Below are 26,997 nucleotides of genomic sequence, written 5' to 3' on the forward strand. Positions count from 1 at the left end.
ATAGATCATCAACCTGCCTGGTGTATTGCACCCTCTGCGAGCAACTTGTCGATTCTCTCCTGATCATAGCCAAGGCTGTTCAAGATTTCGATGCTGTTCGCACCAGGGAATCCGGCCGTCGAAGCGTCCGGATCTACCGGAGTCTCGCTGAAGAGGATAGGCGTATTGGTCACAGTGTATTCCCCTACGCCAAGCTGATTGATCTGGGTAATTACATTCAGTGCTTTTGTTTGCGGGTTATTGTCAAACTCCTGAAGCGACTGCACCGCAGCAGCGGGTACGCCAGCCTCATGGAGTTTGTTTTCAACATCATATCTTCCCATTGCACCTGTTGCTTTTTCCAGTTCCACGATCAGCGCATCTCTGTTCTGCACACGCAGTTCGTTATTGCAGAACCTCGGATCCGCCGCCAGATCATCCACCCCAAGCGTATAGCAGAGGGTTTTCCACTCCCCCTCGCTGCTCACGGCAATGACAACATTGCCGTCCTTGGCAGCGAATTCGCCATAGGGCGCATACCAAACATAATGGTTGCCGGACTTTTCGGTGAACTTGCCGGTCACCGAATGCTCCAGGACAGGAGCTTCACACATATAAAACGCACAATCGAGCATTGCGATGTCAACGCGAAGCCCCTTGCCGGTCTTCTGCTTATACAGCAACGCCATCGACAGGCCTCGCATCATCTGCAACCCCGCCCATGTATCGCACATGGAAAAACCAGGCTTAATAGGGGCATCGCCCGCCTGACCACTCTGCGCAACCAGACCGCTTCGGGCAGCAGCGATAATATCCATACACGGCAGGTGGGACAACGGACCATATGTACCGAATCCAGAAATAGATCCGTAAATCAGACTGGGATTGACTTCCACCATCTTGTCATAGCCGAGCCCCAGCTTTTCCAACGTGCCTGCCTTGAAGTTCTCAATGACAATATCTACCTGCGCAACCAGATCAAGGACAACCTTCTTGCCCTCTTCCGAACGCATGTCAATTGCAATTCCCTTTTTGCCGCGATTATATTGACAGAAATATAGGCTGATGTCGTTGACATACGGGCCGTATTCACGGGAAATATCGCCGTTTCCGGGCCGCTCTACCTTGATTACGTCTGCTCCCATGTCTGCCAGCATCATGCCACAGAACGGTGCAGATAGAACTTGAGAAAAATCAAGAACTTTAATTCCTTTGAGAGGTCCCTTCCTCATTTTTCACTCCCCCAAACTCATGATCTCAGGCTTATCCAATACTACCGTTCAAATGACGCCTTCTCTATGCAGATTTTCCATCGCCGCGGCATCAATTCCAAGGGAGGTATAGACCTGCTCATTCTGCGCACCGATTTCGGGCGCCGCAGACAGCGGCTCCTCTTCTTCTCCGCAGAACTTGACCGGCTTGCCCGGCATCTCAAGTTCGCCAAGGTCGGTATCATTCACAGAAACAATCATGTTTCTTACACGCAACTGCGGCTGCTGCAGTGCTTCTTTGGTGGTACTGCACATCGTACCTGGGATAAGTGCCTGATCGCAGATATCGGCAATTTCCTGCATCGTGTAACCCGAGAATAGATCCTCCAGTTTAACACGCAGATCACCGAAATAGTGGTAACCCCTCACCAGATTGGAACAGTATTTTTCATCTTCTGTCCATTCCTTCGGACAGTTGAATGCATTACAGAACTTTTCCCACTGAGCGTCGGACGAAATCCCCATCGCCACATAGCCGTCCTTACATTTCAGGATGTCATAAGGGTTGATCAGCGGGTGTGCATTACCGGTACGCATCGGATCCTCATGCTCCGCGCCGTAGGTGATAACCTTATCTTCAGTGATGGCAACAGCCGAGCCACAAAGTGTCGTTTCCACTACCTGCCCCTCGCCGGTTTCTCTGGCATGATAAACCGCCAAGCACACAGCAGAGGAAAGGAAGCTAGCCGCGTAGTGCTCCGATATCGCAAAGCCAATGCGGGTGGGTGGTTTTTCCGGAAAACCAGTAAAATGCATCACGCCGCTCTTCGCCTGCGCAATCAGATCTAACTGCGGGGTATCCGCTTCGTCGCCTGTGGAACCGTATGCGGAAATGCGTCCGTATACAAGAGATGGTTTGATGACTGATAACACATCATATCCGAGCCCAAGCTCTTCCATTGTTTTGGGCGGGAAATTTTCCAGAACAACATCGGCCGTAGCCACCAGCTTTTTGAAAATCTCCTTCCCTTCCGGATGCCGCAGATCGAGCGTTATGCTCTTCTTTCCGCGGTCACGAAAGGCATGATGAACACTGGCACCATTTTTTAATGGTGCCAGTGTTCTCAGCGGGTCTCCACCGGGAGACTCCACCTTAATCACCTCTGCTCCGTAATCAGCCAATTCCATCCCGCAGTAACCGGAAAGTGTCATCAGGTCAAGAACTCTTATTCCTTCTAAAGGGAACATAGCAACCTCCTAATTACTGTAAGAAGCAAGCCTCACGGAAAATATTACTCCTCGTAAGCCCAGCCAGTATAGAGCTCGATGCCGCGCTTCTTAATCTGGCCACCAATGACGTTGCGCTGGATCTCGGAAGTGCCTTCCCAGATACGGTCAACGCGCTGGTCACGCCACAGACGCTCGACAGCATTCTCGCGCATGTAGCCGCGGCCACCCAAAATCTGAACGCCCTTGTCGGTTACACGGTTTACCATCTCGGAACACCACAGTTTGATCGCAGATGCACGGGCATGCTTCAGTTTGCGATCCATATCGCCCGAAATTTCCCAGCATACACGATAAAGCAGGCTCTTGGCCGCCATGATGTCCATGGTCATGTCAACCAGCATATGCTCGATGACCTGATAATCGCGGATGACGCGGTCGCCCTGTACACGGTTCGCAGCGAAGTCGTTGGCTTCCTTCAAAACACGCTCAGCGCCGCCTACACAGCGAGCCGCAATACCCAGACGTGCTTCCACAAACCAATCCTTGGTCATGTTAAAGCCTTCGCCAATTCCCTTCAGGATTTTGGACTCATCTACAACTACATCCTCGAACAGGAATTCCGGATGCTTGAATGCAAAGTGGTGGGTGAACTCAGGGGTGCGCTTAATGCTTACGCCCGGGGTGTCCTTCTCTACGAAGAATACGGTCGCCTTGTTCGGGTCGCCGTCGATGTGGGTGTGAACCAGCAGGTAGTCAGCGATGTTACCAACGGTCACGTACCACTTCTCGCCGTTGATCTTGTAGCCACCGTCACACTTAACAGCGGTGGTCTGGCACATGGTCGGGTCAGAACCAGCGTCCGCCTCCGTGATTGCATATGCATCGCGGCGCTTGCACTGACAGGTCGGGATCAGGTACTCTTCGATCTGCTCCTTGGTGCCGAACTTCATCGGGAAAGACGGCTGCGGAACAGCGTCCCAGATAGCGCCGGTGGACATACCAAGCTGCTCACTGATCAGAGCCTGCTCAAACAAGGTGTAGCCGGTGCCTCCGTGCTCTTTGGAATGGTTGGTAGCGTTGAACCCCCACTCCATTACCTGCCCGTTAATGTACTTATGACTCTCAGGACTCAGACCGTTGTTCTCCTCAACTTCCATCTCGTACGGGAACAGGACCTGCTCAGTAAACTCTCTTGCCTTTTCCTGCAGCGCGCGGTGCTCTTTGCTCAGTTTGAAATCCATAAATATGCTTCCTTTCTGAAATGAAATCAATTCGTCCGAACTCGGTTCATCTGTGTTTTGTTCGTCCGCTCTCGGATGATTCTATTATAAAATATTCCAAAAAAAAATCAAGTGCTTCCTCAATCTTTTATGCAATTTGTATGTTTGAACAAAAATACATACCCTAATTTGTGCATTAGTAAATGTCATTCTGCACTTTCTATTTTTTCTAGATTTTTTTACATGCCGCCCTGTGCAAAAACAGCGTAATTATACGCAGTCTGAAAGGTTACGGCGCTCCCACTTCACTTCCGATTTCTAGCCTTTTTTCATGTCAAAGTATAAAACTATTGACGGTCTTCGGCAAATATGTTATTCTAACATACATATGCTGAGAAGAGGTGATGGTAAGTGGACGAGCGGGAGAGTAATCTGTTCGACAGGTTTTATAAAAGCTGGCGCGGGATAGAGGTCGCGTATGAAAAGATTGCGTCAGACTGTGGCGTTACCACCAACGTCATGTATATTCTTACACTACTGTACAAAAATTGCGAACCGATGACACAAAACGAGCTGAGCAAGGAACTGCATTTATCCAAGCAGACTGTGACCAGTGTGGTGGATAGTCTGGAAAAACGCGGCTGGGTCACCCGTAGCATTGACCCCAACGACCGACGCAACCGAATCGTAACCCTCACGGAAAGCGGCCGAGAAACTGGGCGCCATATTGGCAGAACAATGCGTCGTGCCGAATTCTCTGCGTTCGAAATGCTTCCGGACGAGGAGAAGCTCAGTCTGGTCAACAGTATGGAAAAGCTGTGGGATGGGTTTGCACACCTTTGGGCATAGGATGCGGTATTCACGCCATTTTCTATCGGCACGATGAAGTGCCTGTTCATTATTTACTCCTTATTGGAAGAGCAAGGATAAACAACTTTTACATCCAGTGGATCTTTTTTCCATTGGATGTTTTTCATTTTTATGCATTCGATGCTTATTCAGCAAAAGCCGGCTCATAGAGCTTGGGATGCATGGAAAATCCCCTTTCCGCATGACATCCTGAATTCCTTTATAAGTATAGCGCAGTCTTACTTCTGAGCGTTTTCTTTCTTCTCTAACTCGCTCAATCTTAGCAAAGTATCCTCTATTTCCGCCAGACACAGCTTATGTTTGAGCTGCTCAATTTCGATTTGCGCCCACTCCAGTTCAGTGCAGGGAAGTTGGTTTTTCTTGAGGCAACCGCGCCGATCCTCCAAGCCAGCTTCTCCATTTGCTCAAAGGAAAGCGTCCTACTACGCACCTGCTGGCAAATCACCCGGCACTTTCACGCCATCTCGCCGTAGTTCATCCCTCTTTTAATCCCGCATATCACAAAATTTACTGAAAATGGCTTGTCCCGTTGTTTTTTTGCCTCATTTTGTTCTTATAGGATCGCAGGTATAGAAACCCCACCATACGCAAAAGCATAGATTTTATGCGAGTCTGCGACCTGTTTGTACTTTCGGGATTGCAACAGAGGAGAAACCCATTCCTACTTCCGCAGTCACTGTTACAGATGAGACGCAGGTTCTTCCCAACCGTGCGCTCTATATATGGCACCATCAAGGCGATCGCCAAAGACACGGATGGATCTATCACTCGTCTGCACATGATCTCGGATCGCTATGGCGAGTTATCATGAATATCACGGAGCAAACCGCGTGGAACGCCAGAGGAAACCATACGTCTGGTGATCCCGCTAAGTTGCAGGAGGAGCAGAGCCTTTATGTGTTCACAGCGCCGTGGAGACCCGTTCTCTGTCGTCCCAATCTGCTGCCCGTGGTCTGGGATATCCCCATAGACACCGGTGCTGCCTAACTCCACAAGGCAGAGGACATTTCTTTAAGATTACTATCGATAATGGTGGGTCGCACACCTTAGCCGATAAGGACACTGCACTGTCTGTCCATGGATCGGATGAGACTATTGCGTTGGAGAATATTCAGGCAGGTGACCAGATGATAGCTTGGTATGAAGGCTATGCCGCCGCCTATCCTGCGCACCCCCACGGCGAACTGGTTCAGATGATATATGCGCAGGCTGGTAAGCCTGTTGTGAACTTTGCCATGGATTACGCTGATGTCATACCGGACGTGGCGTATGCTGATTCCATTCGCTGGTCCTCCAGCGAGAATCCGGTCAGCGGATACGAAAACGGCATGTTTGGCATACAGGACACTGTGACCAGAGAACAACTGGTGGCAATCCTCTGGCGCTATGCCGGCACCTCTATACTGGCGGATTATCCCGACCTGAGTTAGTCCATTGACGCGGACAAGATTTCCTGCTTCGCCCAGCCCGCGGTTGCTTGGGCTCATCAGAAGGAGGATATCACAGCCGTGGATGATGTCCTAGTGTCTCAGGATAGCGTTATCCACGACTTGGCCGAAACCGTTCTGACCGCTCTTGCCCAACAGTGGTCCAACCCTTTTCACTCAGCTTATAAATCATCAAACAGGCATCTATGCACTACCACGTCTGAATGCCTGTTTGTAATGATATTCATGGGAAAGCGGCTCTACTCTGTGAGTTTATTTAAAAACGCGCTCAGTCTATACTCATCCAAGAGCGCTATAGAATACCAAATGGGATAGAAAGCGAAATCCATCCTATCATATGCCCAGACTACTATCCGACTATCGGAAAACCAAGATATGCAGACTGTCTGGTAAACTTCAAGACGGAAAAGTCCTCTTACAAGACCCAGCACAGCATTGAAAACAGGTGATTGTTGAAAGCCACCATGAGCCGATTATCAACAAGGAAACACGGAAACGGGTGCAAAAACTTCGCAATCAGCGAAACGCCCCAACTGCTATGATGAAGTGGTGCTGCTCTCTGGGATTTTGTTTTGCGCCGACCGCGGTCATGGGATGTATCAGCAGAGATACCAGACGGGCAAGCGGCAGCAGGATTGCTACACCTGCGAGAGTTACAAGAATCAGACAGGGGACTACACCGCCCATTTTATCCGTACCGACCTATTGACCGCGGGCGTCCTCTCCAATCTCCGGCAAGTAACGGAATATACCGCCAAGCACAAGAGCTGTTTTGTGAAGCTACTTTATCCAGCAGAACGAAATCGGCAGCAAGAGAAAGGCCACAGCCGCCACCAAGCAGCTTGAACCGGCGTAGGAACACACGTTTACATACCTTCCCATAGAAGCAGGGCTTTCACTTCGGGCAGGAAGAAGATGTGCCCGGCAAGCTGGTAAAATTCCGCTTCCCCATGCCCCCCCCCCGACCTCTGGGACAATGCTCTCCACGGTGGCTCCTCTGGTAATAAGGCAATGGACGTGTTTCTGCCGCTCGCCTTTTTCATAATACTGCTTGCGCTGTTCCAGCCGCTTAGCCCGATGCTGGTATTGCTGCAATTTGGCTTCATTTTTGGCGTACTCCCGCCTAAGCTCGTCTAACTCTTTGCCCATGGTGGTTGACCTCCTTTAGCTGAAAATGGGTAAAACAATGACCGTTCTCTGGGGCGTTCACGGTGAGCGGTCAGGGTGTCGGTTTTGGTTTTCAGACCCGCCGAACCGACGTAGCCGCGTAAGCGGGTGTATCGGTTCGGCGGGTGCGCAGGGTAAGCGGCGTAAGCCGCGCAAGAGGTGCAGCCCCTTGGACGGAGCGTAGCGACGCATAAGCGGCAGGGTTGTCTCCATCTGCAATCCACCGCTTTGCCTCGCAGAGCGCACTTCTATTCTGTACATGGCCGTTAGGCTATGTATAGAAGTGTGCCTTTCTTCCAGAGGGGCAGTTTATGGGCGGCGGCTCTGGAAGTGATTATGGCCGTTCACGGCCTTTGTCTTGCCCTTCAAAATGGCCGTTTCCGGCAAATACTTTTTCCATACGCTGACGGGTGCTGTCCTGATGGAACAGCAGCTTCAAGAACAAACTGACCTGTTCATCCGTGACAGCTTCCGTGTTGGGAATGTAGCTTTCCAGCATGGCGGCTCTGGTGCAAACCCGGTGCGTCCGTTCCTTCCGGGTGAACTTCTTTCTCTGGTGTTCCAGTATCTTTTCTTCGTGCTGCGCCCTCCGCAGCCTTGCTTCGGTTTTCTCTATCTCTTGATTGAGTTTTTCCAACTTTTCATTCATAGACGACTGTCCCCCCTTGTTTGGGATAAGCACATATATCTCGTTGGGTTCTCCAAATCCCTGACGTACCCGCCGTATCAGTCCGGCGTCCTCCAATTCATTCAGGGAACGCTTCACGGTCATGGCGCTACGGGCAAGTGCCGCCGCAGCTCCACAATGGGGAAATGGATAAATAAAATCCCGTTGGCGTCCTCTATGCCGGATAAGAAAATCATATCCAACATCCGGGCGTACATGACTTTGGCGGTGCTGCTGATCGGGAGCTGCAGCATGGCTCTCAGCAGCAGCATACAGGGCAGCAGGGCAGTGTCTACGGTCATAAACTCAACTTCCATTCAATCGGTAGCCTCCTTTGCTTTTCGTTTTGGGCCGTTTGGAAAGATAATGGGGCAGTCCAAAATGACTGCCCTGAAACTCTGCTTACAAGCGCGCTGGCATTTCCGGCAAAGGTCGTTGTAGGCTCTGCGCTCCTGGTCATTGAGGAAGAAAGCAAGTTCCTTCTTCATCTTCTTTGACATTCTCGGCATAGTGCCTCCTTAATGAAAAATCCGCCCATTTCAGCCGCAATAGCTGGGTAGCAGATTCTATTATCGTGTTCCGTGGCGATTTTCGGGGTAAAACTGGCTTTTAAGCCGTCTGGAAATCCCCTGTAGTATTACGGGTAGGGCAGACTATGCTCTATCGGGTTGTTGTGTTTTGGTATCGATTCGATGTTCATTTTCGCCGTTTCTCCCTGATGTCGTTCCTGCCCCCAGCTCTCATAACGGCGTTTCGCTTCCTTTGGTACGCTCGTTGCGATTAGGGGTTCCTCCATTTCCCCGCCGCAGGTCATGGCGCTACATCACCGGGTAGCCTATCCCATACAAGCCGGTCATTCGATTGGAATAATCCATCGATGAGCTACCTGTATCATAGAATATTTTTGTGACTTGTGCTGTATGTCCACAAAATAGGATTTCTGGAAGAAAAACAGAAATTTCCACGATTGCGGAAAGTATGGTATAATCCAGTTAAGCAGTGGGAGAACAGCCGCCAGGAAGGATTGCGTGTCCATGATAAGAGCGACTACCATACAGGAACGCCTTTGGGAGTTACGCAAGGTTAAAAGCTTAAAGTTGGAAGAACTGGTGGAGCAGACCGGCATTTCAATCTGCCCCCGCCAGCTATGAAGCCAATAACTACAAAGAAATCAACCACAGAAATCTTGTCACGCTGGCAGACTTCTACGGGGTATCTGTTGATTATCTGCTGTGCCGGCCGGAGAACAGGGAGCAGGCTAATATGCCTTTAATGGAATTGCACCTGACGGATGATATGGTGGCGCTGCTGAAAAGCGGACGTATCAACAATCGGCTTCTATGTGAGATTGCTACCAATGATAATTGAGCAGCTTATGATCGACACGGAGATTTACATAAACGGTCACGTCACCGCTACCTTCCGCACCCTTTATGAGTCTTTGAGAGAACAGCGACAACTTATTACCCGTAAATATAAGCAGGCGGAAAATGACTTCTATTCGCAGACGATTCTTGCCGCAAAAGTAAAGAAATAAAATTTCTTCTGCCATGTGACACACAAAACATGGGGCGCCATTCTCCACGACATACGGAAAGCCCATGAGCATGACATTGACACCACGCCGGATAATTCCGCTGCAAAGAAAGTGGCTTTGGAAATCCGTAAAGCTATCCAATCCTCTGGGGATTATCTCGAAAAGGTGTGGGCGGTCATTTTCAATATGCACGGACTTGACTTTTACCAACTGCCACCGGATGAACAGAAGATCCTGTAAAAATCTCCCAATACCCAAAACAGCCCCTTCAATTTCCGGCGCAAAAAGAAATGAAAAGCAGCTGTCTACGGATTTCGCGTCCGTTGGCGGCTGCCGTTTTATCTGTATTCAATTTTTATATTAGTGGTATTATTACCATACTTTTTCTGCAATCCGCTTTATAAGGGCTAATTTTTCCACTGTTCTTCATCTGTTAATTTGTTTCCAATTTCGCAGGAAACAAAACCACATTGCGGACTTAAACATGGATTTTCGATGGTAACAAACTGAGTTGCCTCGTGAATACGGGCAATAATGGCTTTTTTATCTTAAAGGTCAGGTGATTTAGATGTTATCAATAGTAAGCTTTATCCATGCTCCTGATTTGGTCCCGCACCTCATCTTCCGATATGCCGTCGCATTTGACCACACGCTAAACACGGAAGTCTGCAGCGCGGCCTACAATCACACAGCTTCCCTGGCTGGTAATATGCAGTACAGCTTCCTGCTGTGCCCTGAAGCTCTACTGAAATGCTGCAGTTTCCCATCTCCAGGTTAGGCTGTCCCAAGCATAGAGAGTGCAGCAGGCTGTACGGATGTTTTTCATCCATATCCTGAAGGAAGTTAAGAGCCAATCCGCTCTCTTTTGCGACCACAACCAACAGTTTTTTATCATAATAAGGAATACGCAGCTTTTGCGCAATTTTCTTTTCGATCTCACGACCTCGGCTTCCGAACCACCATCCGACTGTGACAATTATTTTTTCCATAAAGTCGCTCTTAAAAGTCCGACTATGTACTTTTTAAGTAGTAATAGAAGAAATCATGCAAAATGTCAAACCCAATAAAAGATGGCTTTCTCAAGATAAAATATATAAGGATTCGCTAACATATTAAATGATATTGCACAATAAAATTTATATAGGGTTATCTTGACAACACTTATTTTTACGCATTATAATTAGTCTTGATTTAGACTAATTGAAAGAGGGCGGAGTATGGAAAAGCTCTATCAGCTCAGCGATAGCTATAATGCGATATGGCTTGAAACAAGTCAGTTATATGAAGCATGGGCACGACAGCGGGGAATATCGTTTTATGAGTTGTTGGTGATTCTTTCTATCACTGAGGCGGATGGCAAGGTGCTTCAAAAAGATATATGCCAACGATTTACGATTCCAAAACAAACGGTGAATACTGTTATTAAAACGCTGATACGCAAAGGATGGCTGGATCTGGAGGTTTCCGAGCAGGATCGCAGAAGCCGGAATCTCTGCCTGACGGCTGAAGGCAGGGAAAACACCGCGCAGATCGTACAGGAACTCCAGAACCATGAAGCTCAGGTTTGGCTCCAGTTAGGGCTGGATCGGGCGGAACATCTGATTGAATACACCGCCCTATACAACCGGTATTTCAGAGAGGTCAGTGACAAAAATGCACGTTCGTAAGGAATTTTTCCGATATGTAATCCCTGCTATGCTGGCATTTGCGCTATCCGGCATCTATGCGATTGCCGATGGCTTTTTTGTTGGAAATGCGCTGGGAGATGGCGCTCTGGCTGCTGTCAACATGGCTTTTCCATTGACGGCTCTCCTTCAAGCAATAGGAACTGGCATCGGCATGGGCGGCGCGATTGAGTACGCAATTAACGCTGGGAACAGAAATGAGAGCAGGGGCAGGCAGTACATGGGTATGGCCATCGTCCTGCTGAGCGGACTCAGTATTCTCTTTACTATCCTGTTTCTGTTTGCCGGCCTGAATATCCTGGGACTGTTCGGTGCGTCGGGCGAGATACTGGACTATAGCAGTGAATATTTGCGCTTTGTCAGCTATGGTGCAGCATTTCAAATTGCTGGCACCGGTCTGGTTCCTTTTATCAGAAATATGGGTGGAGCTGTCATGGCTATGGCGGCCATGGTAACCGGCTTTGTCACGAATATTGTTCTGGACTATCTCTTTGTATGGGTGTTCCCTTGGGGAATGATGGGAGCGGCCATCGCCACAGCCATCGGTCAGGCAATGACCTTCTTGGTGTGTCTTGTATTGTTTATCTTCAAAAAAAGCGCCCCATCCTTCCGGTTCGATGGAGATGGGAAATCTCTTGCAGTCCGCATCTTGAGCGTAGGACTTTCCCCCTTTGGGTTGACCTACTCGCCCAATATTACGCTGATCCTGCTTAATAAGAGCGCTGTAATCTTTGGCGGAAATATTGCCGTGACCTGTTATGCACCCATCAGTTATATTTCTTCGGTGGTCATGCTGCTGATGCAGGGCGTCAGCGATGGAAGCCAGCCGCTGATCAGCCTAGCTTATGGCGAGGGGAAGCACCGTATTACAAAAGCAGTGCGAAACCTAGCGTATCGGTTTGCTTTTGGGGTTGCGGCAACCTGTTCGGTTATCCTTTTCCTACTGCGGGGCAGCGCCGCATATTTATTTGGCGCTTCTGAGCAAATAGCAGCACTCGTTGCTCAAATCTTACCGATTTTTATTATTGGCTTCATCTTTGTTAGTGTATCCAGAGTAACCACTGCTTATTTTTACGCAACGGGAAGAAATCTATGGGCCTATATCTTGATTTATGGAGAGCCGCTGACGCTTTGTATTTCACTTTTAATCCTTCCCAATGCCATGGGAAACGTAAACGGGACCTGGATTTCGGTTCCTTTATCTCAAATTGTCGCGATGCTACTCAGCTTGCTTTTGATTCAAAGAAACAGAGCGCGGGAAAAACAGCAACAGCTTATGAAACAGAATCAGGCAACAAATGGAGACAGAGCATCTGACATATCAGATGAAGAGAAAGACGGATAGGAAGCAATGGCTTCTTATCCGCCTTTTTCTGCTATTATTTCGCAGCGTTATTGGGAAACTTTCCAGCCGGCAGCTTCCTGCCTATCCGTTACAAAATCGGCGTACAGGCTTTTCCGCCATAGTAGCGGAGACAATCCGGTCATGGGTTTCTGTCTTATCCTTTGGCATGCTTTCCTTCTTGTTGAAGAGTTTTCCGGGTGCATCGGCCCCGCGTGCTCTATTGCTATGTGATTCTCAGCGCACGTCATCGGTGGAAGCGCAAGCCATCCTGATCCTGTTTCAAATACCTCGTACTCCCGTACTTTGGAAGGACTCCTCGGCGGGGTGCCGTCCGCCTAGCTGAGCTGACCCAGCTGGATACCACCATCTCTTTTCGTATTCACATGTTCTGAAAGCAGGACCATCTCTGAAGGTGGGACGCGGTGTGTTGCTTGGTTCCGTCTCCACCGGCTTACGAGAGCCAACCCTGTTTTTTCCAACGCCGGAACTCCCGCAGTACCAACACCAGGGAGAGGAGAAAGGAAACCACGTCGGCAACGGGGGCTGCCAGAAGCGCTCCATTGAAGCCAAAGGTCTGGGACAGCAGCAGTGCCAGGGGAATCAGCACCACAGCCTGCCGGATTAAGGGAATGGCCAGCGCCTGCACGGGCTTCCCAATCCCCTGGAAAAAGGAGGCGGTAGCCATGTGAATCCCATAGAGGAAAAAGGCCAGCATGTAAACTCGGAAGATGTGCTGGCAGGCATCTAGGTACACTGGGTCCCCTGAGACAAACAATGTGCCAATGGCCCGGGGGAAGATCTGATAGACCGCAAACCAGCCCACAGACACCACCAGCGCAATGGTGGCCGCCATACGGTAGGTGGCCCGCACCCTGTCATACCGTTTGGCGCCGAAATTGTAGCCGTTGATGGGCTGGGTGGCTGAGGACACTCCCACGAACATGGCGTGGGCAATCTGGTACACCTTCATCACCATGCCATAAACCGAAAGCGCCACATCCCCGCCATAGGCCGTCTGGGCCCCATACCGGGTCATCAGGTTGTTCATGGTCACTTGGACGGCAGCGGTCATAATCTGCGTGAGGAAACTGGGGATGCCCAGCTTAAAAATCCGGCCCGTGAGGGCCGCCGTGGGACGCAGCCAGGCCCGGCGAATCCGCACCGACTGAAGCCGCCGCAGATAGGCTAGGCACAGACCGCCGGCCGCCACCTGTCCAATGACGGTGGCAATGGCGGCCCCCACCACCCCCATGTGCAGACCGAAAATGAAAACAGGGTCCAGCACCGTGTTGATCACCGCCCCTAAAATCATGCACTTCATGGTGTATTTGGGGTTGCCGTCCGCCCGGATGATGGCCGTGAGAGCAGAGCTGAAGAGCAGGAAGGGCAGCCCCCAGACGATGATCCGGGTATAATCCAGAGACGCCTGAAAGGCCGTCTCCGTGGCCCCGAACAACAGGACAATCTGCCGGGCAAACAGGCTTCCCCCCACCGCTAGGAACCCCCCCGCGGCCACCAGCAGGGTCACGGTATGGCTGGCGGTCCGGTCCGCCTCCTCTTGCTGCCGGCGGCCCAGACAGAGGCTCATATTCGCCGCGCAGCCGTCCCCGATCATCAGTGCCAGGGCAATGGTGACAATGGTCAGGGGAAAGGCCACGTTGGTGGCGGCCATCCCCATAACCCCCACCCCCTGGCCGACAAAGATCTGATCCACAATGTTGTACAAGTAGTTGACCATCAGGGTCAGGGCTGTGGGGATCGAGTACCGACAGATCAGACGGCCGATGGGTTCGGTCTCTATAGGATTCTGTTTCCGTTGGGGTTGTTCCATAGCTCCCGCTCCTTTCTTCCACGGCGGGGCAGACGGGCAACAAAAAGCACCCGGATACGCCCCTGATCTCAGGGCCGCCGGATGCCATCCCAAGCTCACGTTACAGACAACAAGGGGATGGGAGGCCGCCCGTGACACGCCGCAACCTCTTTCTTCTCCCATCCAGACCAACTGTTGGCTTCGGACTTTCACCGAATCAGCGCATGGCTCGCGGGCTTTGACCGCCAGTAGAGAATACCTCGTTTCCGAAGAAAGCATTTCTTTTGCTTTAGGATAGCACACCTTCCCCACCTGTGTCAATGGAAATTTTCTCATTTCAGTAATCAATATTAAATAGTACACTTTGCAAATATAGGCTAATAAGCAGCCACTCAAAAGCTGAAAAGAAATAAGCATCTGACATATCAGATGAAGAGAAAGACAAATAGGAAGCAATGGCTTCTTATCCCCCTTTTTCTGCTATTATTTCGCAGCGTTATTGGGAAACTTTCCAGCCGGCAGCTTCCTGCCTATCCGTTACAAAATCGGCGTACAGGCCTTTCTGCTTGATCAGCTTTTCATGCGTTCCGTGCTGAGTAATATGGGCGCTGTCCAATACAAGGATTTGGTCGGCGTTTCTGACAGTCTTTAATCGATGGGCGATCAGGATAATGGTTTTATTATGGGGCAGGGCTTCGATTGCGCATTGGAACTCGACCTCGTTTTCGGGATCTACGCTAGTCGCCGCTTTATCCAGGATAATGATGGGAGCGTCCCTGAGTATGGCGCGAGCAATGAAGATGCGCTGTTTTTCATCGCCGGAAAGATGGCCACCGCCCCCGACGCAGAGGGTATCGTATCCTTAGTCCAGCGCACGGATGAAGCCGTCGCATTCGGCGACCTTGGCTACCGCTTCCACCTCTGTGTCGGAAGTGCTCATGCAGCTCGTGCGGATATTCTCACGCACGGTGCGGTCAAAAAGATAGTTGTCTTGGGACACATAGGCGATTTGCCGATTGAACTGCGCCAAAAGAACTTCTTTTAAGTCCACGCTGCCCAAAGTGACGCGTCCGCCGGACACATCCCAAAAACCGGCGATCAGCTTGGCGATAGCGCTTTTGCCGGAGCCGAAGTAACCTACCAGCGCAGTCACCGTACTGGAGGCAATATCGAGGGAAATACCATGAAGCACCTCGCCGTCTTCCTGCTTGTAGGTAAAGGAAACATGCTCCATCCGGATGGCAGCATCGTTCAGCGAGGCGTATTTTTTCGGCCGGTGGAGCTCTGCTGCCTCCAGAATGGCGTTGATTTCTCCAACACTGGTGCCTACTACGGCCAGTTCGTCCGCAAAGGTCATCGCAGAAAGCAGTGGACCGGTGAGGCCCAGGAACAACGCTACAATGTGGTGAGGCAGTGCGGCGGAAAGGCTTCCAAAAGATCACAGCAAAAGACCGGCCGGCAGCACCGGAAGCAACACGGAGGGGATTACTGTCTGCATGACCGCTATAGCCCCCTCCATATCCCCGCTCCTCCTGCAGTCGGTAGACGAGCCGCATCGTCGTGTGCTGCTGCTTCCGTGGCACTTTTCGATCTGTTTCCATCCATTCGTCTATCGTGAGATGTATTCCTCCAGCGACGGATAATTTTCTGCCTCCAGGTTTGGTAGTTCATTCTGGCCCCAGTCCTCTTTATATGCGTACTTTTGTACCGTATGGAAACTCAGGTTCGTCCGCCGCGCGATCTCCCGCTTGCATAGGAAAGATAAAAATTCAATTCGTCTTGCGGCGCTTGTTCGTGTAAGATTTCATACATTTCAGTACATAAACTGCCATAATAACTCTGCTTTGATTTACTCATTTCACACACCCTAAAACTGTTTATAAGTTTGGCTCGATAAAATGCACAGCAGAGGTTTCCCAATATTTCTTGTAAACCCGATCTTCCTGACTGTCAAGATTTAACTGGTACATACGGAAGATAACAGGTATATTCTTCGGTTGCCACTGTTCCACATAAGAATACTGATACTTCATGCCAACATTCTTCATCACATTCCCACTACGGGGATTATTGCGGTCATGGGTCGCGGTAATATAGGGAAGTCCATCCCGCTTTACCTGGTCGACGACAGCCCCTCCAGCCTCACTTACAATGCCCCAGTGCCAAAATTCTTTTCGCAGACCATAGCCAAAATCATGGTGTTCCTCCATATCGACTTTGATATAGCCAATCGGAAAATTGTCACTTTTCAAGCAAATAGCATAGGCATACGCTTGTGGTTGCCGGTACTTAGCAGCACACCTTTTCTCGTAAAACTTTCTAGCCTCGTCTATGCATTTGGCAGGATACCACGGCAGGAAAGTATTGACTTCTTCGTCCTTTAAAATGAAAAAAAGCATTTATATCTTCTTCCGTTGTCCTCTGCTCTTTCTTGTAGTCCAGCACAGGCAGGTGCCTTTGTCCTCCCACTCTATCCCGTGCCGCTCCATCACCACGGCCAACCGCTCTCTTTCCGAGCGTATCCACTGGCTCCACTCCATGTCCCCTCTGGTGGCACCCTTGAAGCCTTGCGCCGCTAACGCCTGTTTGAGCGATCCCCTGATATCAAGTCTCCACTTGCTCCCCGTGGTGAAGGGTACAAAGTCGATGTAAATATAGCCGTAGTTCATAAAGATTGCGCCGAGATCTTTCTTGGCGATCTGCTTGCCGCCTGCGGCGAACTTGGCCACCGCGCCGGTCGGTGTCGCCTTGGAAGACTGGCCGCCCGTGTTGGAATACACCTCGGTATCCAGTACCAGCAGATTGATATCGCGGTTCTGCGCCAGAACATAGTCGATGCCGCCGAAGCCGATATCGTATGCCCAGCCGTCACCGCCGATGGCCCAAACCGACTTTTTCGCCAGATATTCTTTGTTTTCCATCACATACTGCACATCTTCAGTCTGTTTGCACTGCGCAAGCGCTGCGAGCAGGGCGCCGGTCACCGCGCGGGACTGACGCTTGTCGTTCCAGTTTTCCAGATAGCTGCCGACCGCTTCGAGCGCGACGCCGCTGTAAGCGTACGAACAGCCGGCCGCATTGCCGACGTACATACGGTCGCCCACCAGCTGGCTGACCATCTTAAGGTAAGTGGTCTCGGCACAGCCCGCGCAAGCCGTAGAGAACCGGAAGTATGGCTTGGAGAATTCCAGAAACTTGATGTTCCTGTCGCTGATGACATCCTTCTTGAGATAGGACTCGTTCATCGCCGTCTCATCGAAGTGCGCCTGCTCACCTTTCATCTCGTCGAACGGGGTCATGGTCAGTGCGCCCTCGACCGGACAGACAGTCAGGCACACGCCGCAGCCCAGGCAGTCATAGGGAGAGACCTGCATGCGGTAAAAATACGCCGGCGCATCCTTGCCCAGCCCCTTGGCGGGTACAGTCTCAAACAAAGCGGGAACGTTCGCTTTCTCCTCCTCGGTCAGCAGCACCGGCCGGATAGCTGCATGCGGGCAGGCCGCCGCGCAGCGGTTGCACTGCGTACACTTTGCGCCGTCCCACTTGGGTACGCTGGTCGCTACGCCGCGCTTGGCATAGGCCGAGGTGCCGTTCTCCCATGTGCCGTCCAGCATGCCGTACTTCTGGAACACGGAGGCTGGGAGCTTGTCGCCCTGTTGGCGATCCATCGGGAGCACGATGTCGCGCACGAACGGCGGCATCCCGCACGCTTCTAACCGGCTTTCTTTGCTTATGTGTGATAAAGAAGTAATAGAAGTGTAAAAAATTTTGCCGTTCCTATCCGGCACTTAGCTCTTGTGTCGGATAGGTCGGGCGGTTATTCGGGCAAGTCCACCTTGCCAACAAAAGAATAATAAATCTCAATATCCTGTCTGCGGGTCTTGTTCTCGTCATAGCTGCACTCATGCACAACGATTTTCTCTACAAACTCCCGCAGCAGAGTAGGGGTAAGTTCTTCAAAGCTGGTATGCCTCCGGACAACATTCATAAACTTTTCTGCGTTCACGGTGGCTTCCTGTGCTTTGGAAAGCTCCGCTTGGATAGCAGCGGCTCTTTCTTTCAGTTCCCGTTGTTCTGCTTCATAGTCTGCCGACAGTTCTGTGAAACGCTCGTCTGATATGCGCCCAGTCACGCTGTCCTCATACAGCCGCTTGAAGATAGCGGATAACTCGGCTATGCGTTTCTCGGCGGCTTCCAGTTCCTTTTTCTTGGCGGCGTTCCTGCGCTTGCCCCCGTCCTCGTTCTGCTCAATCAAGAGCTTCATAAACCGGGCTTCATGCTTTGCCGCATAGCTGGTCACTTTCCGCAGATTGGAGAGTACGCCAGCGGTCAAGAGGTCGGTGCGGATAAAGTGCGCCGTACAGTCATGGGTGCGTTTCTTGTAGTTGCCGCAGATATAACAGTCCTGCTTGCGCTTGTCTGTCTGGTATCGCTGCTGATACATGACGCTGCCACAGTCCGCACAGAACAGTATGCCGGAGAACAAGCCCACTTCATCATAGCGGTTGGGGCGTTTGCGCTGCTTGCGAAGCTCCTGCACCCGTTCCCATGTTTGGGTGCCTATGATAGGCTCGTGGTGGTTCTCAAAGATTGCCTGCTTATCCTCGTCATTGTAAATAATTTTGCTGCACTTGTAGGATTGCGTGGTAGTCTTGAAGTTTACCAAACAGCCCGTGTATTCCCGGTTTTCAAGGATATGCACAACGGTATTGGTCGCCCACTTACACTCATAGCCGGGGTGGTAGCGGTGGGTGTGTCCCGTCCTGCGGTATTCCAGCGTTCCCGGCGTGGGGATTTGCTGCTCTGTGAGCATACGGGCTATCTTGGTCGGACCGTTCCCGGCAAGGCAGAGGTTGTATATCTGCTTGACTACGGGTGCGGCTTCCTCGTCAATAATGAAATTTTCGTCCTCGTCCATGAGGTAGCCATACACAGGCTTGCTTGTGATGGGCTTTCCACTCATGCCTTTTGAGCGTTTTACCGCCCGTATTTTCTTGCTCGTATCTCTCACCAGCCATTCGTTAAAGATATTCCGCAGCGGGGCAAAATCATTGTCGCCCTGTGCGCTGTCCACTCCGTCATTGATAGCGATGAAGCGGACGCCTTTCTGTGGGAAAATCATTTCTGTGTACATTCCCACTTGCAGGTAGTTTCGCCCTAACCTCGACATATCCTTTACGATAACTGTCCCGACTTTTCCGGCTTCAATGTCCGCAAGCATGGCTTGAAAACCGGGTCTTTGAAAGTTCGCACCAGAATAACCGTCGTCCGTGTACCAGCGCAGATTGGAAAAGCCGTTCTGTTTTGCATAGGTTTCAAGGATACGCTTCTGATTGGAAATGGAATTACTCTCGCCTTGCAGCTCGTCCTCATGGGAAAGTCTTGGGTAAAGGGCGGTAATTGGTTGTTGGTTGGTCTGTCTTAACATAAAATCCTCCGTTTCCGACAGCCAGCCCCACTATTCCGTACCTTGATTGTACCACATGGGGCGGCTGTCTGTATAGCGGCAAAAGCGTCAAATCTGCTTCTTTATGGTCGGTCAAATCGCCGTTTTTTGTGTAGCAGCTTCCGCTTCCAGCACTTTCATCATCTTGTCGGCTGCGGTATCGGTTGCACCCTGCTTGAAGAAGCCGGAAACGGTAAGGACGGAGTTGCCCATGCGGATTTCCGTCACACAGTCCGGGCGGCGGTCTGTTTTGGTGGTGCTTGTCTGTTTCATTTCTGTCATAGGCTCTCCTTTCGCTGCTTCATCAGTTGCTTTAAGCGTTCCAGCTTTTCCTGTGCGGTTTCCTTTCGGAAGTTGCTGCCCGTGAAGCGGACGGGGGCGCACATGGAAGTCAGCCTGTCATAGATACGGGCGTGGGGCGTGTCCTGCGGGTGCTGCAATTCCTCCAGCGTGAGGTTGGTCGTGGCGATCAGCGGCTTGCCGCTTCGGTAACGGCTGTCAATCACGCTGTAAACCTGTTCCAGCCCGTATTCTGTCCCTCGCTCCATACCGAAATCATCAAGTATCAGCAGAGGGTAGCTGCAAAGGCGGGAAATATATTCGTTCCTGCCCTCAAAGCTGGAAGCAAGGTCATTAAGTATCGTTGCAAAGTTTGTCATGCAGACGGCGACCTCTTTTTCCATAAGGGCGTTGGCGATACAGGCGGCAAGGTAGCTTTTTCCCGTCCCCACGCCGCCCCAAAACAGGTAGCCGATATTTTCAGCCTGCATGGTTTCCCAGCTCTCCACATAAAAGCGGGCGGTTTCGGTCTGTGGGTTTCTGCCGTTGTCATGCTCAAATGTCCAGTTCCGCATAGCAGGGTCGGTAAAACCCCGGCGTTTCAAGTCCTCCACTGTTTCAAGGTGCTTCTGTCGGCTTTCAGCGGCTTCCCGTTTTTCACGGGCTGCCCGCTGGCAGTCGCACTCTGCCGGGTGTCGGTCATGCCCTAACCATTGGGCGGTTTCTTTTGAAAAGTAGGCTTCTTTTGGCGTATGGCACTTGCCGCAGTATAAAAGCCCGTCCTCGCCTGTGTAGTCCTCCGCTTCGGCGGTAGTGGCTGTAATGTCCGTAATCATAGCTTCCATCTCGTTTTTCATAAGCTCTCGCCCTCCTTGCATGAATAATCGGGTATGCCCTGTTTCGGGGCAGCCTTGCCTTTGACAGCGTCCTCCTGCGCCCACAAATGGTGGCTGCATGGCTGTGGTACTGCTTCCCGATGGAAGCGATATGGCAGGAAAGGCGGTCAAGGTAATACTCCCACTTGCCGGGAAAGTCCTGTTCCAGCTCCAAAAGTTCTGTGTCAGAAAGGAATACATTTTTATATCTGCCATAAGCGGCGGGAGGCTGCCCCTCACTCGCTCCTTTTGTTTGGCTCTCTGTAAGGTTGTTTATATTAGTTTGGTTAGGGGACGGTTTTCCGACCGTCATAAGGTCAGTTTTCCGGCTGTCAGTCGGTCGGTTTCCCGCCCTTATGAGGGTCGGTTTTCCGTCCGTCAGTTGGTCGGAAAACTGTACCACTGGAATATCCGGCACTTTCACATACAGGCGGTTGGCGGCAGAAAAGCCCGTCCGTCTGCGTTCCAGCAGCCCGGCAGCGTCCAGTTCGTTCAGTGCGCCCTTTATGGTGGTGCAGCCTTTATCCAGCATTTCCGCTATCTCTGCTATGGGGTAGACAATGTATGTCCGTCCCTCGCTGTCCTGCCAGCCGTTCTTCTGCGAAAGGGTGGAACGGTCTAACAGCAGCGCATACAGCAGCTTGGCGGTGTGGGATATGTCCATTTTCAGCAGGAAACGGGGGTAAGGCAGGTAAGCGGGCAGCTCCGTTTCTGCGGTCATATAATCAGCGATAGTGTTCACCTCCTTGTGGTGTCTGTCTGTGGGTTCTGTTACGCTTTTAGAGGGCGTTTTTGGGGGAAAAGGATAAATGTATCACGCCCCCTTTGACCCCCTCCAAAAAAGCCTTGATTTATGCGGGTTTGAAATGCCCTAAAGCGTGACATTTTCCCTTTGTTTCCGCTTCCGTCTGGCGGCGTTTATCCGCTTCATGCGTCCGGCGCAGTCCGGGCAGTATTTCCCCCGGTTGGATTTGGGGGCAAAGAACGCCCCGCAGACAGCGCAGCGTTTCCGGCTTCCCCGGCGCAAGAGGGCGGCTTCCAGTGCTTCATCAAGGGGCAGGACAGCGGCAGTAAACCAGCGGCAGAGCAGCGAATAGCTGATACTCTGTACACACACGCAAGGCTCGCTGTCCTCCAACAGCAGACAGTTCCCGCTGTCATAGTTGCAGCACTCATGCACAAGGCGGCGGGCTGCCCGGTACTGGCGGTAGTCCATGCGGGGGATATTACCGTTCATGGCTCTGCTCCTTTCTGCGCTGCGGCTCGTTCCGGCGTAAAATCTGGTCGATATTGCCCTTGACAGTCTGTAAGCGGCGGTATTCCTCCCGTTTTGCCCGGTAATCGTTGTAGCCGCTGTTTTTCTCTTTGATAAGGATTTCAATCTCTGCTTGCAGGGATTTATAGCTCGGCAGCTTGGAAATGCCGTTCTCCTTGAAATAACGGGCGGCTGCGTCCGCTATGATAAAGTCGCTTTCGTGCTTCTGTCGGTAGGCTGCTTTTGCTTTGGCGTTTTTCTGCTGTTTCAGCCCGTCCCGGACAGGGCGGGTCTTGGAATAGGCAAGCACCTGCCGTTGCAGCTCCTTTTTCCCGTTCAGCGTCTTTTCTACCTGCTTCAGCCCTGCAAGGCTTTCCTGCATGGCGGCATAGGCGGCAGAACAGGCTTCGTCCAGTTCCTCCGGGGAAGAAAAGCCGTACTGCTGGTAGGCGGTAACGGTAGCCGCCATCTGCTTTAGGTTGTGCTTTGCCGCCCAGCGGTCATAGCCTATGCCCTTGCCCTCGGCTCGCTTGGCTTCCCGGTCAACCATACGCTGCAAGGTGTTGTCTGCCGGGGTGGTTTTTGTGGCTTTTTCCCCTTGTAACGGCTTTTTGACTGCGGCAGGATATTCGGGTATGGCTGTGGTCTGTTCGGCGGCTCTGTGGGCGTTCTGCGTGAGCAGGGCAAGGACAGCAGCCTTGTCAAAATCGTCCCCCAGCTTCCGGGCTGTGATGGGCTTCGTCCTGTCCGGCGTGAGGTAGGAAAGCCGCCCCCGGCTCTCCTTGACAGTTACGCCCTCCCGCAAAAGCAGGGAAGAAAATTCCTCAAAGCTGCCAGCTTGGGAAAGTGCCTGCCGTATCGTCCGGCGCAGCTTCGCCTTGTCGGTTTCAAACTTGGTGGGCTTGGTCGGCTGTCCGGCGGCTTCTCTGGCGGCGTTCTCTTTGTCAAGGGCAAGCTGCCCTTTCTTTGCCGCCCAGTATTCCCGTTCGGTTATCCGTTCCTTGCTGCCGTTTAGGAGGTCGATTTGATAAAGCCCCTCCCGGTGGCACATCTCCATGACTTCACTCTTGAAATATTTCATAGCGGCGTTGGTGCAGCGGTGCTTGCAGCCCTCCAGTGTGTCGGCTGGTCTGTCCATGTAGGGCAGAAGCGGGACTTCGTAAATCCGCAGGGAGTTGATGACGATATGCACATGGATATTGCCGCTGTGGTTATGCCCGTCCGGGTGGGTGCAGATTAGGGCTTGGTGTCCGGGGAAATGTTCTTTACAGAACTGCTCGCCCAGCTCCTGCGCCCGGTCTACGGTCAAGCCGTTGTCTGTCCCGTCCCGTGGGTCAAAGCTGATGATATAGTGGTGGCTTTTCACATCTTCCCGTTTTTGGTTTTTCTCATAGCGGAGATTGGCTCGCATACAGGCAACGGCAAAATCCTCGTCCCCGCAGTTAAGGGAAGAAATGCAGTAATCCTCCCTCGGTATCAGACGCCCGTTTTCATCAAGGATGGCTTTCATGGTAAACTCGTCATGCTCAAATGTGAGGTAGGCTTCCGCTGCGCCATAGTCGGCATTTTTAGAGCTGATATGTTTGAATGTTGCCAACAGCGTCACCCACTTTCTGCAAGACTTCAAACTTTAGGGCAGCAAGGTCGGAAACCGCCGCCCGTACCTCCCCGGCAAGCTGCGGGAAGGGACTGTGCCACTCGTTCAGCGTCCGGGCTATCTGGTTTAAGTTGCCGCCGATCCTGCCGTATTCGGCGGTCAGCTTCCCGACAGCGGCAAGCAGCTCGTCATTGACGGGAGAAACGGTTATGATGGGGCGTATGGCTGCCCCGGTTATGGCTTGCCGGATAAACTCGGCTTGGCTCATGTTGTAAGCAGAAAGTCTTTCCGCAAACTCGGTGTATTCTTCCTCGGTCATGCGTGTCTTGACTATCCGGCTGCGGTGCGGCGTGTTGTATCGTTTCATGGTCGGCAGACCTCCTTTCTGTGTGTGGTGTCCTCTCACTAATAGGAGAAAAACAGGGTGTGAAGCGGAACTGTTTTTGAAAAATCCGAAAAAATATTTTGAGGGATTTTTCAGCGGCGTAAGCCGCATAAGCAGGGTTTGGGGAAGGCACTCCCCAACAAGATTCCCGCAGGGGCAAAATGAGCAGAAAGCGAATTTTGGCACCTCGGTAGAATCTTGCTCTAAGAAACTGTCGGACTGCCGTTCACTTCCTACTGCCACTTTTTCAAAAAATCGCAACTAACTTTTTTATAAAGAGCTGCCGGATTGCCCTCACTTGCTACTGCCACTTTTTCGGGAAACCTATAACCAGCTTTTTTCATAAAAGGCGGCGGGCTGGCATTCTCTCCTTACTCCCTACAAACCACAAAAGAGCAGAATGGACGGACTTTCCGGCAGGAATTTTTCTGTGGCTCGGTCTTTCCCGACAATAAGGCGTTTCGGAAGCTGTGTTTTGCCCGCTGTCTGAAAAAAACGGCAGCCTTTTTTGGCTTCACTGTCTAATACGGAACATTTGGAAATTTGCCAAAATGGGCGCAAAAAAAGCAGCAAATCTTTTTCGGATTTACTGCTTCGTGTGCCGCTGCGGGACGGCGGGATATTCAGTTATATAAACATCAACAGTGTGATTATAAGTTTTTATACCCTCGATTTTGAAATATTATTTTTATGGTGTTTCTATCATTGTTTGCAAAAGTTCAATCCACTCAGCTTCCTCTATGCCCTCACTTAGTGATAATGAATATGCAAATTCGCTATCCGTCCAGACAGCCAAAGTATATTTTTCATTCCTGCCCTTTAGTGTGACATTAATACTATTTAACGATATTTTGCTTGTCAATTCATAAGAATTATAGTCACCGCTTACATCATCAGAGCCAATACCTTTGCGAAAAAGCGCTGTTTTTTCATCATTGCTATAAATGATTTCAGCCATTTCCGTCCAATAAGCAGTATAAACCACACTTTTTGGGGTAAACGGTAATTTCCACGGCTCGACCACATCAAAGCCTACTGTTTCCGATAATTCTTCGACAGAAGATACTTCGACAATATCGTTATTTCCAATAACAGGCGGCTCTTGAGAAATATTCAGCAAATTAGGCAGGGTTAACGCTCCAACAAGCATAATGGCAAGACAAGCTGCAAGTGCTGCAAAGCGCTTTACAGTTGGAAAACGAACAATCTTTGCCTGTTTCTTTTCTGCAAAATCCATGTTATTGATATTGCTCAAAATTCGGCTACGCATTTCAGGCGTAACTTCAATATGTTCCATCACTTCGTCATATTTATTATCCAAAGTCATACGCCTCCTTTAACACAGCTTTCAGCTTTTCTCTGCCACGGGATAAATTTGAACGGACAGTTGTTTCTTTCATTCCCAATATTTGAGCGATTTGAGCCGTTTGGTAACCCTCGTGATAAAAAAGATGTACGACCTCACGATACTTGTCCGGCAAATCCTTTACCGCTTCCCATACAAAAGAAAGGTCATCCCTGTTTTCTGCAACCAGTTCCTCCATCAGCTCATCTGTCTGGCGGATGGCATTGTACTTGATACGGTTCTTACTCAGATTAGCAGCAACATGAAGAAGCCACGCCTTTTCATGCTCTTTTGTGTTCAGCACAGGTGCTGTCCTCAGAAACTGGACAAGCGTATCCTGCAATACTTCCTCCGCATCAGCGGTATTATGAAGATAAGAGTAGGCAAGTCGCAAAACGGCATTGCCGTACTCGTTAAGCATTCGTTCTGCCTGACAATTGATTTTTTCACGGCTGTTCGTCACTGTCAAATCAGTTTGACGGCAAGTGGTTCCAAATAGTGTTACTGCAAGAAAGTAAAATAATTTTTTTAGCATATCTCTGAAAGACGGTAAGTATCTTTCTGCTACAAGGCAATATCCCACATCATCCCTCCTGTTCATGCTTCAAAGGACAGACCCAATGAGCCTGTCCTTTGAGCTATAATCTTATTTTACGCTGCCCACAAGTACCATCATATCGGTCTGAGAAAGTGCGCTTCCAACGCTGATAGAATAAGTATACTCGCCGTTTGTCCACAGGGCAAGAGAAAACTGCCCGTCTGTGCCTTTCAGGGTTACGCCGTCTACAGTTTCGGTCTGTGCATACTCATTATAATCTCCGCTGATATCCTCGTTACCAAGTGCTTTACGAATCAGCATATCAGTGCCGTCCTCACCATAGAAAGCTTGAATCATTTCGTTTTCAATCGCTTCCAGCTTGTCAGCAGTTTTAGGCAAGGTCAAATCAAAGCCAGCCATTTCTTCGGCAGCATCCAGTGTGTCACAAGGCTGAAAGGGGCTGGGCGGCTGCACGCCGTTATCGCTGGGCTGATTATCAGGGCCCCAAGTAGCCGGGTCACCGCCGATGGGCTGGTTACCGGGTCCCCAAGTAGCTGGATCGCCACCGATAGGAGTATTATCATCATTGTTGACAGCCTTGATGAAATCTGTCATAACAGTTTTGTCCATTGCTTCTGTGCTGTCGATAGAGTATGAATAGCCGTCCGCACTCCAAGTGGCGAGATTCACTTTACCATCTGAACCTTTCATCTGAACGGTAGAACCATCTACATTGACATCGCTCTTTTCGGAAAAATCGTTATAGTTGCCGCTGATGTCCTCATCGCCAAGCCCCTTGCGGAAGCGAATCTCATCATCATCGCTTTGGAAAATAATTTCAATCATACCATCAGTTTTGTTTGCCCGGAAAGCACAGTCATCATAACCTTTGATAACTTCAGGAATGGAAATCTCAATTCCCGTCATCTCGATTGCTTCTTCCAGTGTGTTGCAGTCCACATAGTTGCTGGGCGGCTGTACCGCACCGGGCTTATTGTTATCGGCTACGGGAGTGTCATTGCTGGCGTAAGCTACCGTGGAAAGTGCTAAAGCAGCACCCAAGGCAAGCGAAAAAAATCTTTTGAGTTTCATGTTTAAGTCCTCCTAA

Annotated in this window: 24 protein-coding genes, 6 pseudogenes and 1 riboswitch; of the genes and pseudogenes, 7 read left to right on the plus strand and 23 right to left on the minus strand. The window is 50.7% G+C overall.

All coding sequences use genetic code 11. From position 1 onward, the window contains the following. Window positions 1–8: 8 nt before the first annotated feature. From DBQ51_RS07640 to DBQ51_RS07650, 3 genes are read right to left on the minus strand one after another with little or no spacing between them, the layout of a single operon-like run. Window positions 9–1,211, minus strand: a complete 1,203-nt coding sequence (locus DBQ51_RS07640) for a CaiB/BaiF CoA transferase family protein (protein WP_107631181.1) — start codon at window positions 1,209–1,211, stop codon at window positions 9–11. A gap of 48 nt (window positions 1,212–1,259) precedes the next feature. Next, complete coding sequence (locus DBQ51_RS07645) at window positions 1,260–2,438, minus strand: CaiB/BaiF CoA transferase family protein (protein ID WP_107631182.1); 1,179 nt, start codon at window positions 2,436–2,438, stop codon at window positions 1,260–1,262. A 44-nt stretch (window positions 2,439–2,482) separates the two neighbouring features. Then, complete coding sequence (locus tag DBQ51_RS07650; RefSeq protein WP_199855194.1) at window positions 2,483–3,691, minus strand: acyl-CoA dehydrogenase family protein; 1,209 nt, start codon at window positions 3,689–3,691, stop codon at window positions 2,483–2,485. 360 nt (window positions 3,692–4,051) lie between these two features. On the opposite strand from DBQ51_RS07650, the gene DBQ51_RS07655 reads away from it, so the two are divergent. Further along, window positions 4,052–4,489 carry a MarR family winged helix-turn-helix transcriptional regulator gene (locus tag DBQ51_RS07655; RefSeq protein WP_054327868.1) on the plus strand — a complete coding sequence of 146 codons (438 nt, stop codon included), beginning with the start codon at window positions 4,052–4,054 and terminating at the stop codon, window positions 4,487–4,489. 239 nt (window positions 4,490–4,728) lie between these two features. Here the strand turns inward: DBQ51_RS07655 and DBQ51_RS16540 are convergent, their stop codons facing one another. Further along, entirely contained in the window at window positions 4,729–4,896 is a 168-nt protein-coding gene (locus DBQ51_RS16540) for a hypothetical protein (RefSeq protein WP_159068109.1), read from the minus strand. A gap of 714 nt (window positions 4,897–5,610) precedes the next feature. Here DBQ51_RS16540 and DBQ51_RS07660 point away from each other — a divergent pair. Together DBQ51_RS07660 and DBQ51_RS07670 are read left to right on the plus strand one after the other, a co-directional pair. Further along, complete coding sequence (locus DBQ51_RS07660; RefSeq protein ID WP_107631183.1) at window positions 5,611–5,940, plus strand: S-layer homology domain-containing protein; 330 nt, start codon at window positions 5,611–5,613, stop codon at window positions 5,938–5,940. 392 nt (window positions 5,941–6,332) lie between these two features. Beyond that, window positions 6,333–6,811: pseudogene (locus DBQ51_RS07670) on the plus strand (recombinase zinc beta ribbon domain-containing protein); the annotation flags it as partial. 122 nt (window positions 6,812–6,933) lie between these two features. On the opposite strand, the pseudogene DBQ51_RS07675 reads toward DBQ51_RS07670, so the two are convergent. The 4 genes and pseudogenes from DBQ51_RS07675 to DBQ51_RS07690 form a co-directional block, all read right to left on the minus strand. Then, window positions 6,934–7,107: pseudogene (locus tag DBQ51_RS07675) on the minus strand (DUF3847 domain-containing protein); the annotation flags it as partial. 352 nt (window positions 7,108–7,459) lie between these two features. After that, window positions 7,460–7,774, minus strand: coding sequence for a DUF3847 domain-containing protein (locus DBQ51_RS07680; RefSeq protein WP_054327863.1), 315 nt, complete (start codon window positions 7,772–7,774; stop codon window positions 7,460–7,462). A gap of 119 nt (window positions 7,775–7,893) precedes the next feature. After that, window positions 7,894–8,109 carry a hypothetical protein gene (locus DBQ51_RS07685; RefSeq protein WP_456236516.1) on the minus strand — a complete coding sequence of 72 codons (216 nt, stop codon included), beginning with the start codon at window positions 8,107–8,109 and terminating at the stop codon, window positions 7,894–7,896. Further along, window positions 8,099–8,301: pseudogene (locus tag DBQ51_RS07690) on the minus strand (hypothetical protein). The gene DBQ51_RS07685 and the pseudogene DBQ51_RS07690 overlap by 11 nt, the downstream one beginning before the upstream one ends. 525 nt (window positions 8,302–8,826) lie before the next feature. Here DBQ51_RS07690 and DBQ51_RS17590 point away from each other — a divergent pair. After that, window positions 8,827–9,198, plus strand: a pseudogene (locus tag DBQ51_RS17590) (helix-turn-helix domain-containing protein); the annotation flags it as partial. Window positions 9,199–9,946: 748 nt separating this feature from the next. On the opposite strand, the gene DBQ51_RS07710 reads toward DBQ51_RS17590, so the two are convergent. Continuing rightward, window positions 9,947–10,318: a cytidylate kinase family protein gene (locus tag DBQ51_RS07710; protein ID WP_107631186.1), complete on the minus strand. Its 372-nt coding sequence runs from the start codon at window positions 10,316–10,318 to the stop codon at window positions 9,947–9,949. A 228-nt stretch (window positions 10,319–10,546) separates the two neighbouring features. Here DBQ51_RS07710 and DBQ51_RS07715 point away from each other — a divergent pair, with 228 nt between their 5' ends. After that, the gene (locus DBQ51_RS07715; RefSeq protein WP_107631187.1) at window positions 10,547–10,996 is read left to right on the plus strand and encodes a MarR family winged helix-turn-helix transcriptional regulator; all 450 of its coding nucleotides are present in this window, start codon (window positions 10,547–10,549) and stop codon (window positions 10,994–10,996) included. Next, window positions 10,983–12,359, plus strand: coding sequence for an MATE family efflux transporter (locus DBQ51_RS07720; protein WP_107631188.1), 1,377 nt, complete (start codon window positions 10,983–10,985; stop codon window positions 12,357–12,359). The genes DBQ51_RS07715 and DBQ51_RS07720 overlap by 14 nt, the downstream gene beginning before the upstream one ends. 451 nt (window positions 12,360–12,810) lie before the next feature. Here the strand turns inward: DBQ51_RS07720 and DBQ51_RS07725 are convergent, their stop codons facing one another. Beyond that, on the minus strand, window positions 12,811–14,190 hold the full coding sequence (locus DBQ51_RS07725; protein WP_107631189.1) for an MATE family efflux transporter: 1,380 nt from the start codon (window positions 14,188–14,190) through the stop codon (window positions 12,811–12,813). A gap of 146 nt (window positions 14,191–14,336) precedes the next feature. Then, window positions 14,337–14,447: riboswitch (FMN riboswitch) on the minus strand. Between the two features lie 584 nt (window positions 14,448–15,031). Beyond that, window positions 15,032–15,526 carry an ATP-binding cassette domain-containing protein gene (locus DBQ51_RS17140; RefSeq protein WP_242977861.1) on the minus strand — a complete coding sequence of 165 codons (495 nt, stop codon included), beginning with the start codon at window positions 15,524–15,526 and terminating at the stop codon, window positions 15,032–15,034. A gap of 139 nt (window positions 15,527–15,665) precedes the next feature. On the opposite strand from DBQ51_RS17140, the gene DBQ51_RS16835 reads away from it, so the two are divergent. After that, window positions 15,666–15,812: a hypothetical protein gene (locus tag DBQ51_RS16835; protein ID WP_199855233.1), complete on the plus strand. Its 147-nt coding sequence runs from the start codon at window positions 15,666–15,668 to the stop codon at window positions 15,810–15,812. A gap of 234 nt (window positions 15,813–16,046) precedes the next feature. Here DBQ51_RS16835 and DBQ51_RS07740 read toward each other — a convergent pair whose 3' ends face one another. The 12 genes and pseudogenes from DBQ51_RS07740 to DBQ51_RS07795 form a co-directional block, all read right to left on the minus strand. Next, a complete protein-coding gene (locus DBQ51_RS07740; protein ID WP_107631190.1) occupies window positions 16,047–16,568 on the minus strand; it encodes a GNAT family N-acetyltransferase in 522 nt (173 codons plus the stop codon). A gap of 156 nt (window positions 16,569–16,724) precedes the next feature. Next, window positions 16,725–17,861: pseudogene (locus DBQ51_RS07745) on the minus strand (4Fe-4S dicluster domain-containing protein); the annotation flags it as partial. Window positions 17,862–17,986: 125 nt separating this feature from the next. Beyond that, complete coding sequence (locus tag DBQ51_RS07750; protein WP_107631192.1) at window positions 17,987–19,597, minus strand: recombinase family protein; 1,611 nt, start codon at window positions 19,595–19,597, stop codon at window positions 17,987–17,989. A 111-nt stretch (window positions 19,598–19,708) separates the two neighbouring features. Beyond that, on the minus strand, window positions 19,709–19,897 hold the full coding sequence (locus DBQ51_RS07755) for a transposon-encoded TnpW family protein (protein ID WP_107631193.1): 189 nt from the start codon (window positions 19,895–19,897) through the stop codon (window positions 19,709–19,711). Further along, the gene (locus DBQ51_RS07760; protein ID WP_107631194.1) at window positions 19,894–20,751 is read right to left on the minus strand and encodes an ATP-binding protein; all 858 of its coding nucleotides are present in this window, start codon (window positions 20,749–20,751) and stop codon (window positions 19,894–19,896) included. The genes DBQ51_RS07755 and DBQ51_RS07760 overlap by 4 nt, the downstream gene beginning before the upstream one ends. Next, window positions 20,748–21,490 (minus strand): annotated as a pseudogene (locus DBQ51_RS07765) (replication initiator protein A). The gene DBQ51_RS07760 and the pseudogene DBQ51_RS07765 overlap by 4 nt, the downstream one beginning before the upstream one ends. A gap of 150 nt (window positions 21,491–21,640) precedes the next feature. Next, window positions 21,641–22,006 carry a cysteine-rich VLP domain-containing protein gene (locus DBQ51_RS07770; RefSeq protein ID WP_107631195.1) on the minus strand — a complete coding sequence of 122 codons (366 nt, stop codon included), beginning with the start codon at window positions 22,004–22,006 and terminating at the stop codon, window positions 21,641–21,643. Then, on the minus strand, window positions 21,996–23,621 hold the full coding sequence (locus tag DBQ51_RS07775; RefSeq protein WP_107631196.1) for a relaxase/mobilization nuclease domain-containing protein: 1,626 nt from the start codon (window positions 23,619–23,621) through the stop codon (window positions 21,996–21,998). The genes DBQ51_RS07770 and DBQ51_RS07775 overlap by 11 nt, the downstream gene beginning before the upstream one ends. Next, window positions 23,593–23,988: a plasmid mobilization protein gene (locus tag DBQ51_RS07780; RefSeq protein ID WP_107631197.1), complete on the minus strand. Its 396-nt coding sequence runs from the start codon at window positions 23,986–23,988 to the stop codon at window positions 23,593–23,595. Before DBQ51_RS07780 ends, DBQ51_RS07775 begins: the two co-directional genes overlap by 29 nt. 706 nt (window positions 23,989–24,694) lie before the next feature. Continuing rightward, window positions 24,695–25,327, minus strand: a complete 633-nt coding sequence (locus DBQ51_RS07785; protein ID WP_107631198.1) for a hypothetical protein — start codon at window positions 25,325–25,327, stop codon at window positions 24,695–24,697. Further along, entirely contained in the window at window positions 25,320–25,934 is a 615-nt protein-coding gene (locus tag DBQ51_RS07790) for an RNA polymerase sigma factor (protein ID WP_242977862.1), read from the minus strand. The genes DBQ51_RS07785 and DBQ51_RS07790 overlap by 8 nt, the downstream gene beginning before the upstream one ends. 63 nt (window positions 25,935–25,997) lie before the next feature. Further along, entirely contained in the window at window positions 25,998–26,981 is a 984-nt protein-coding gene (locus DBQ51_RS07795; protein ID WP_107631199.1) for a hypothetical protein, read from the minus strand. Window positions 26,982–26,997: the final 16 nt, after the last annotated feature.

Origin of the sequence: Agathobaculum massiliense (assembly GCF_900291975.1) — a bacterium.
GTDB lineage: Bacteria > Bacillota > Clostridia > Oscillospirales > Butyricicoccaceae > Agathobaculum > Agathobaculum ammoniilyticum.

Coding starts and splice junctions, on each gene's coding strand:
- DBQ51_RS07640 (WP_107631181.1), bottom strand. CDS start 1,211: ATGAGGAAGGGACCTCTCAAAGGAATTAAAGTTCTTGATTTTTCTCAA.
- DBQ51_RS07645 (WP_107631182.1), bottom strand. CDS start 2,438: ATGTTCCCTTTAGAAGGAATAAGAGTTCTTGACCTGATGACACTTTCC.
- DBQ51_RS07680 (WP_054327863.1), bottom strand. CDS start 7,774: ATGAATGAAAAGTTGGAAAAACTCAATCAAGAGATAGAGAAAACCGAA.
- DBQ51_RS07685 (WP_456236516.1), bottom strand. CDS start 8,109: ATGGAAGTTGAGTTTATGACCGTAGACACTGCCCTGCTGCCCTGTATG.
- DBQ51_RS07710 (WP_107631186.1), bottom strand. CDS start 10,318: ATGGAAAAAATAATTGTCACAGTCGGATGGTGGTTCGGAAGCCGAGGT.
- DBQ51_RS07715 (WP_107631187.1), top strand. CDS start 10,547: ATGGAAAAGCTCTATCAGCTCAGCGATAGCTATAATGCGATATGGCTT.
- DBQ51_RS07720 (WP_107631188.1), top strand. CDS start 10,983: ATGCACGTTCGTAAGGAATTTTTCCGATATGTAATCCCTGCTATGCTG.
- DBQ51_RS07725 (WP_107631189.1), bottom strand. CDS start 14,190: ATGGAACAACCCCAACGGAAACAGAATCCTATAGAGACCGAACCCATC.
- DBQ51_RS17140 (WP_242977861.1), bottom strand. CDS start 15,526: ATGACCTTTGCGGACGAACTGGCCGTAGTAGGCACCAGTGTTGGAGAA.
- DBQ51_RS16835 (WP_199855233.1), top strand. CDS start 15,666: ATGACCGCTATAGCCCCCTCCATATCCCCGCTCCTCCTGCAGTCGGTA.
- DBQ51_RS07740 (WP_107631190.1), bottom strand. CDS start 16,568: ATGCTTTTTTTCATTTTAAAGGACGAAGAAGTCAATACTTTCCTGCCG.
- DBQ51_RS07750 (WP_107631192.1), bottom strand. CDS start 19,597: ATGTTAAGACAGACCAACCAACAACCAATTACCGCCCTTTACCCAAGA.
- DBQ51_RS07755 (WP_107631193.1), bottom strand. CDS start 19,897: ATGACAGAAATGAAACAGACAAGCACCACCAAAACAGACCGCCGCCCG.
- DBQ51_RS07760 (WP_107631194.1), bottom strand. CDS start 20,751: ATGAAAAACGAGATGGAAGCTATGATTACGGACATTACAGCCACTACC.
- DBQ51_RS07770 (WP_107631195.1), bottom strand. CDS start 22,006: ATGAACGGTAATATCCCCCGCATGGACTACCGCCAGTACCGGGCAGCC.
- DBQ51_RS07780 (WP_107631197.1), bottom strand. CDS start 23,988: ATGAAACGATACAACACGCCGCACCGCAGCCGGATAGTCAAGACACGC.
- DBQ51_RS07795 (WP_107631199.1), bottom strand. CDS start 26,981: ATGAAACTCAAAAGATTTTTTTCGCTTGCCTTGGGTGCTGCTTTAGCA.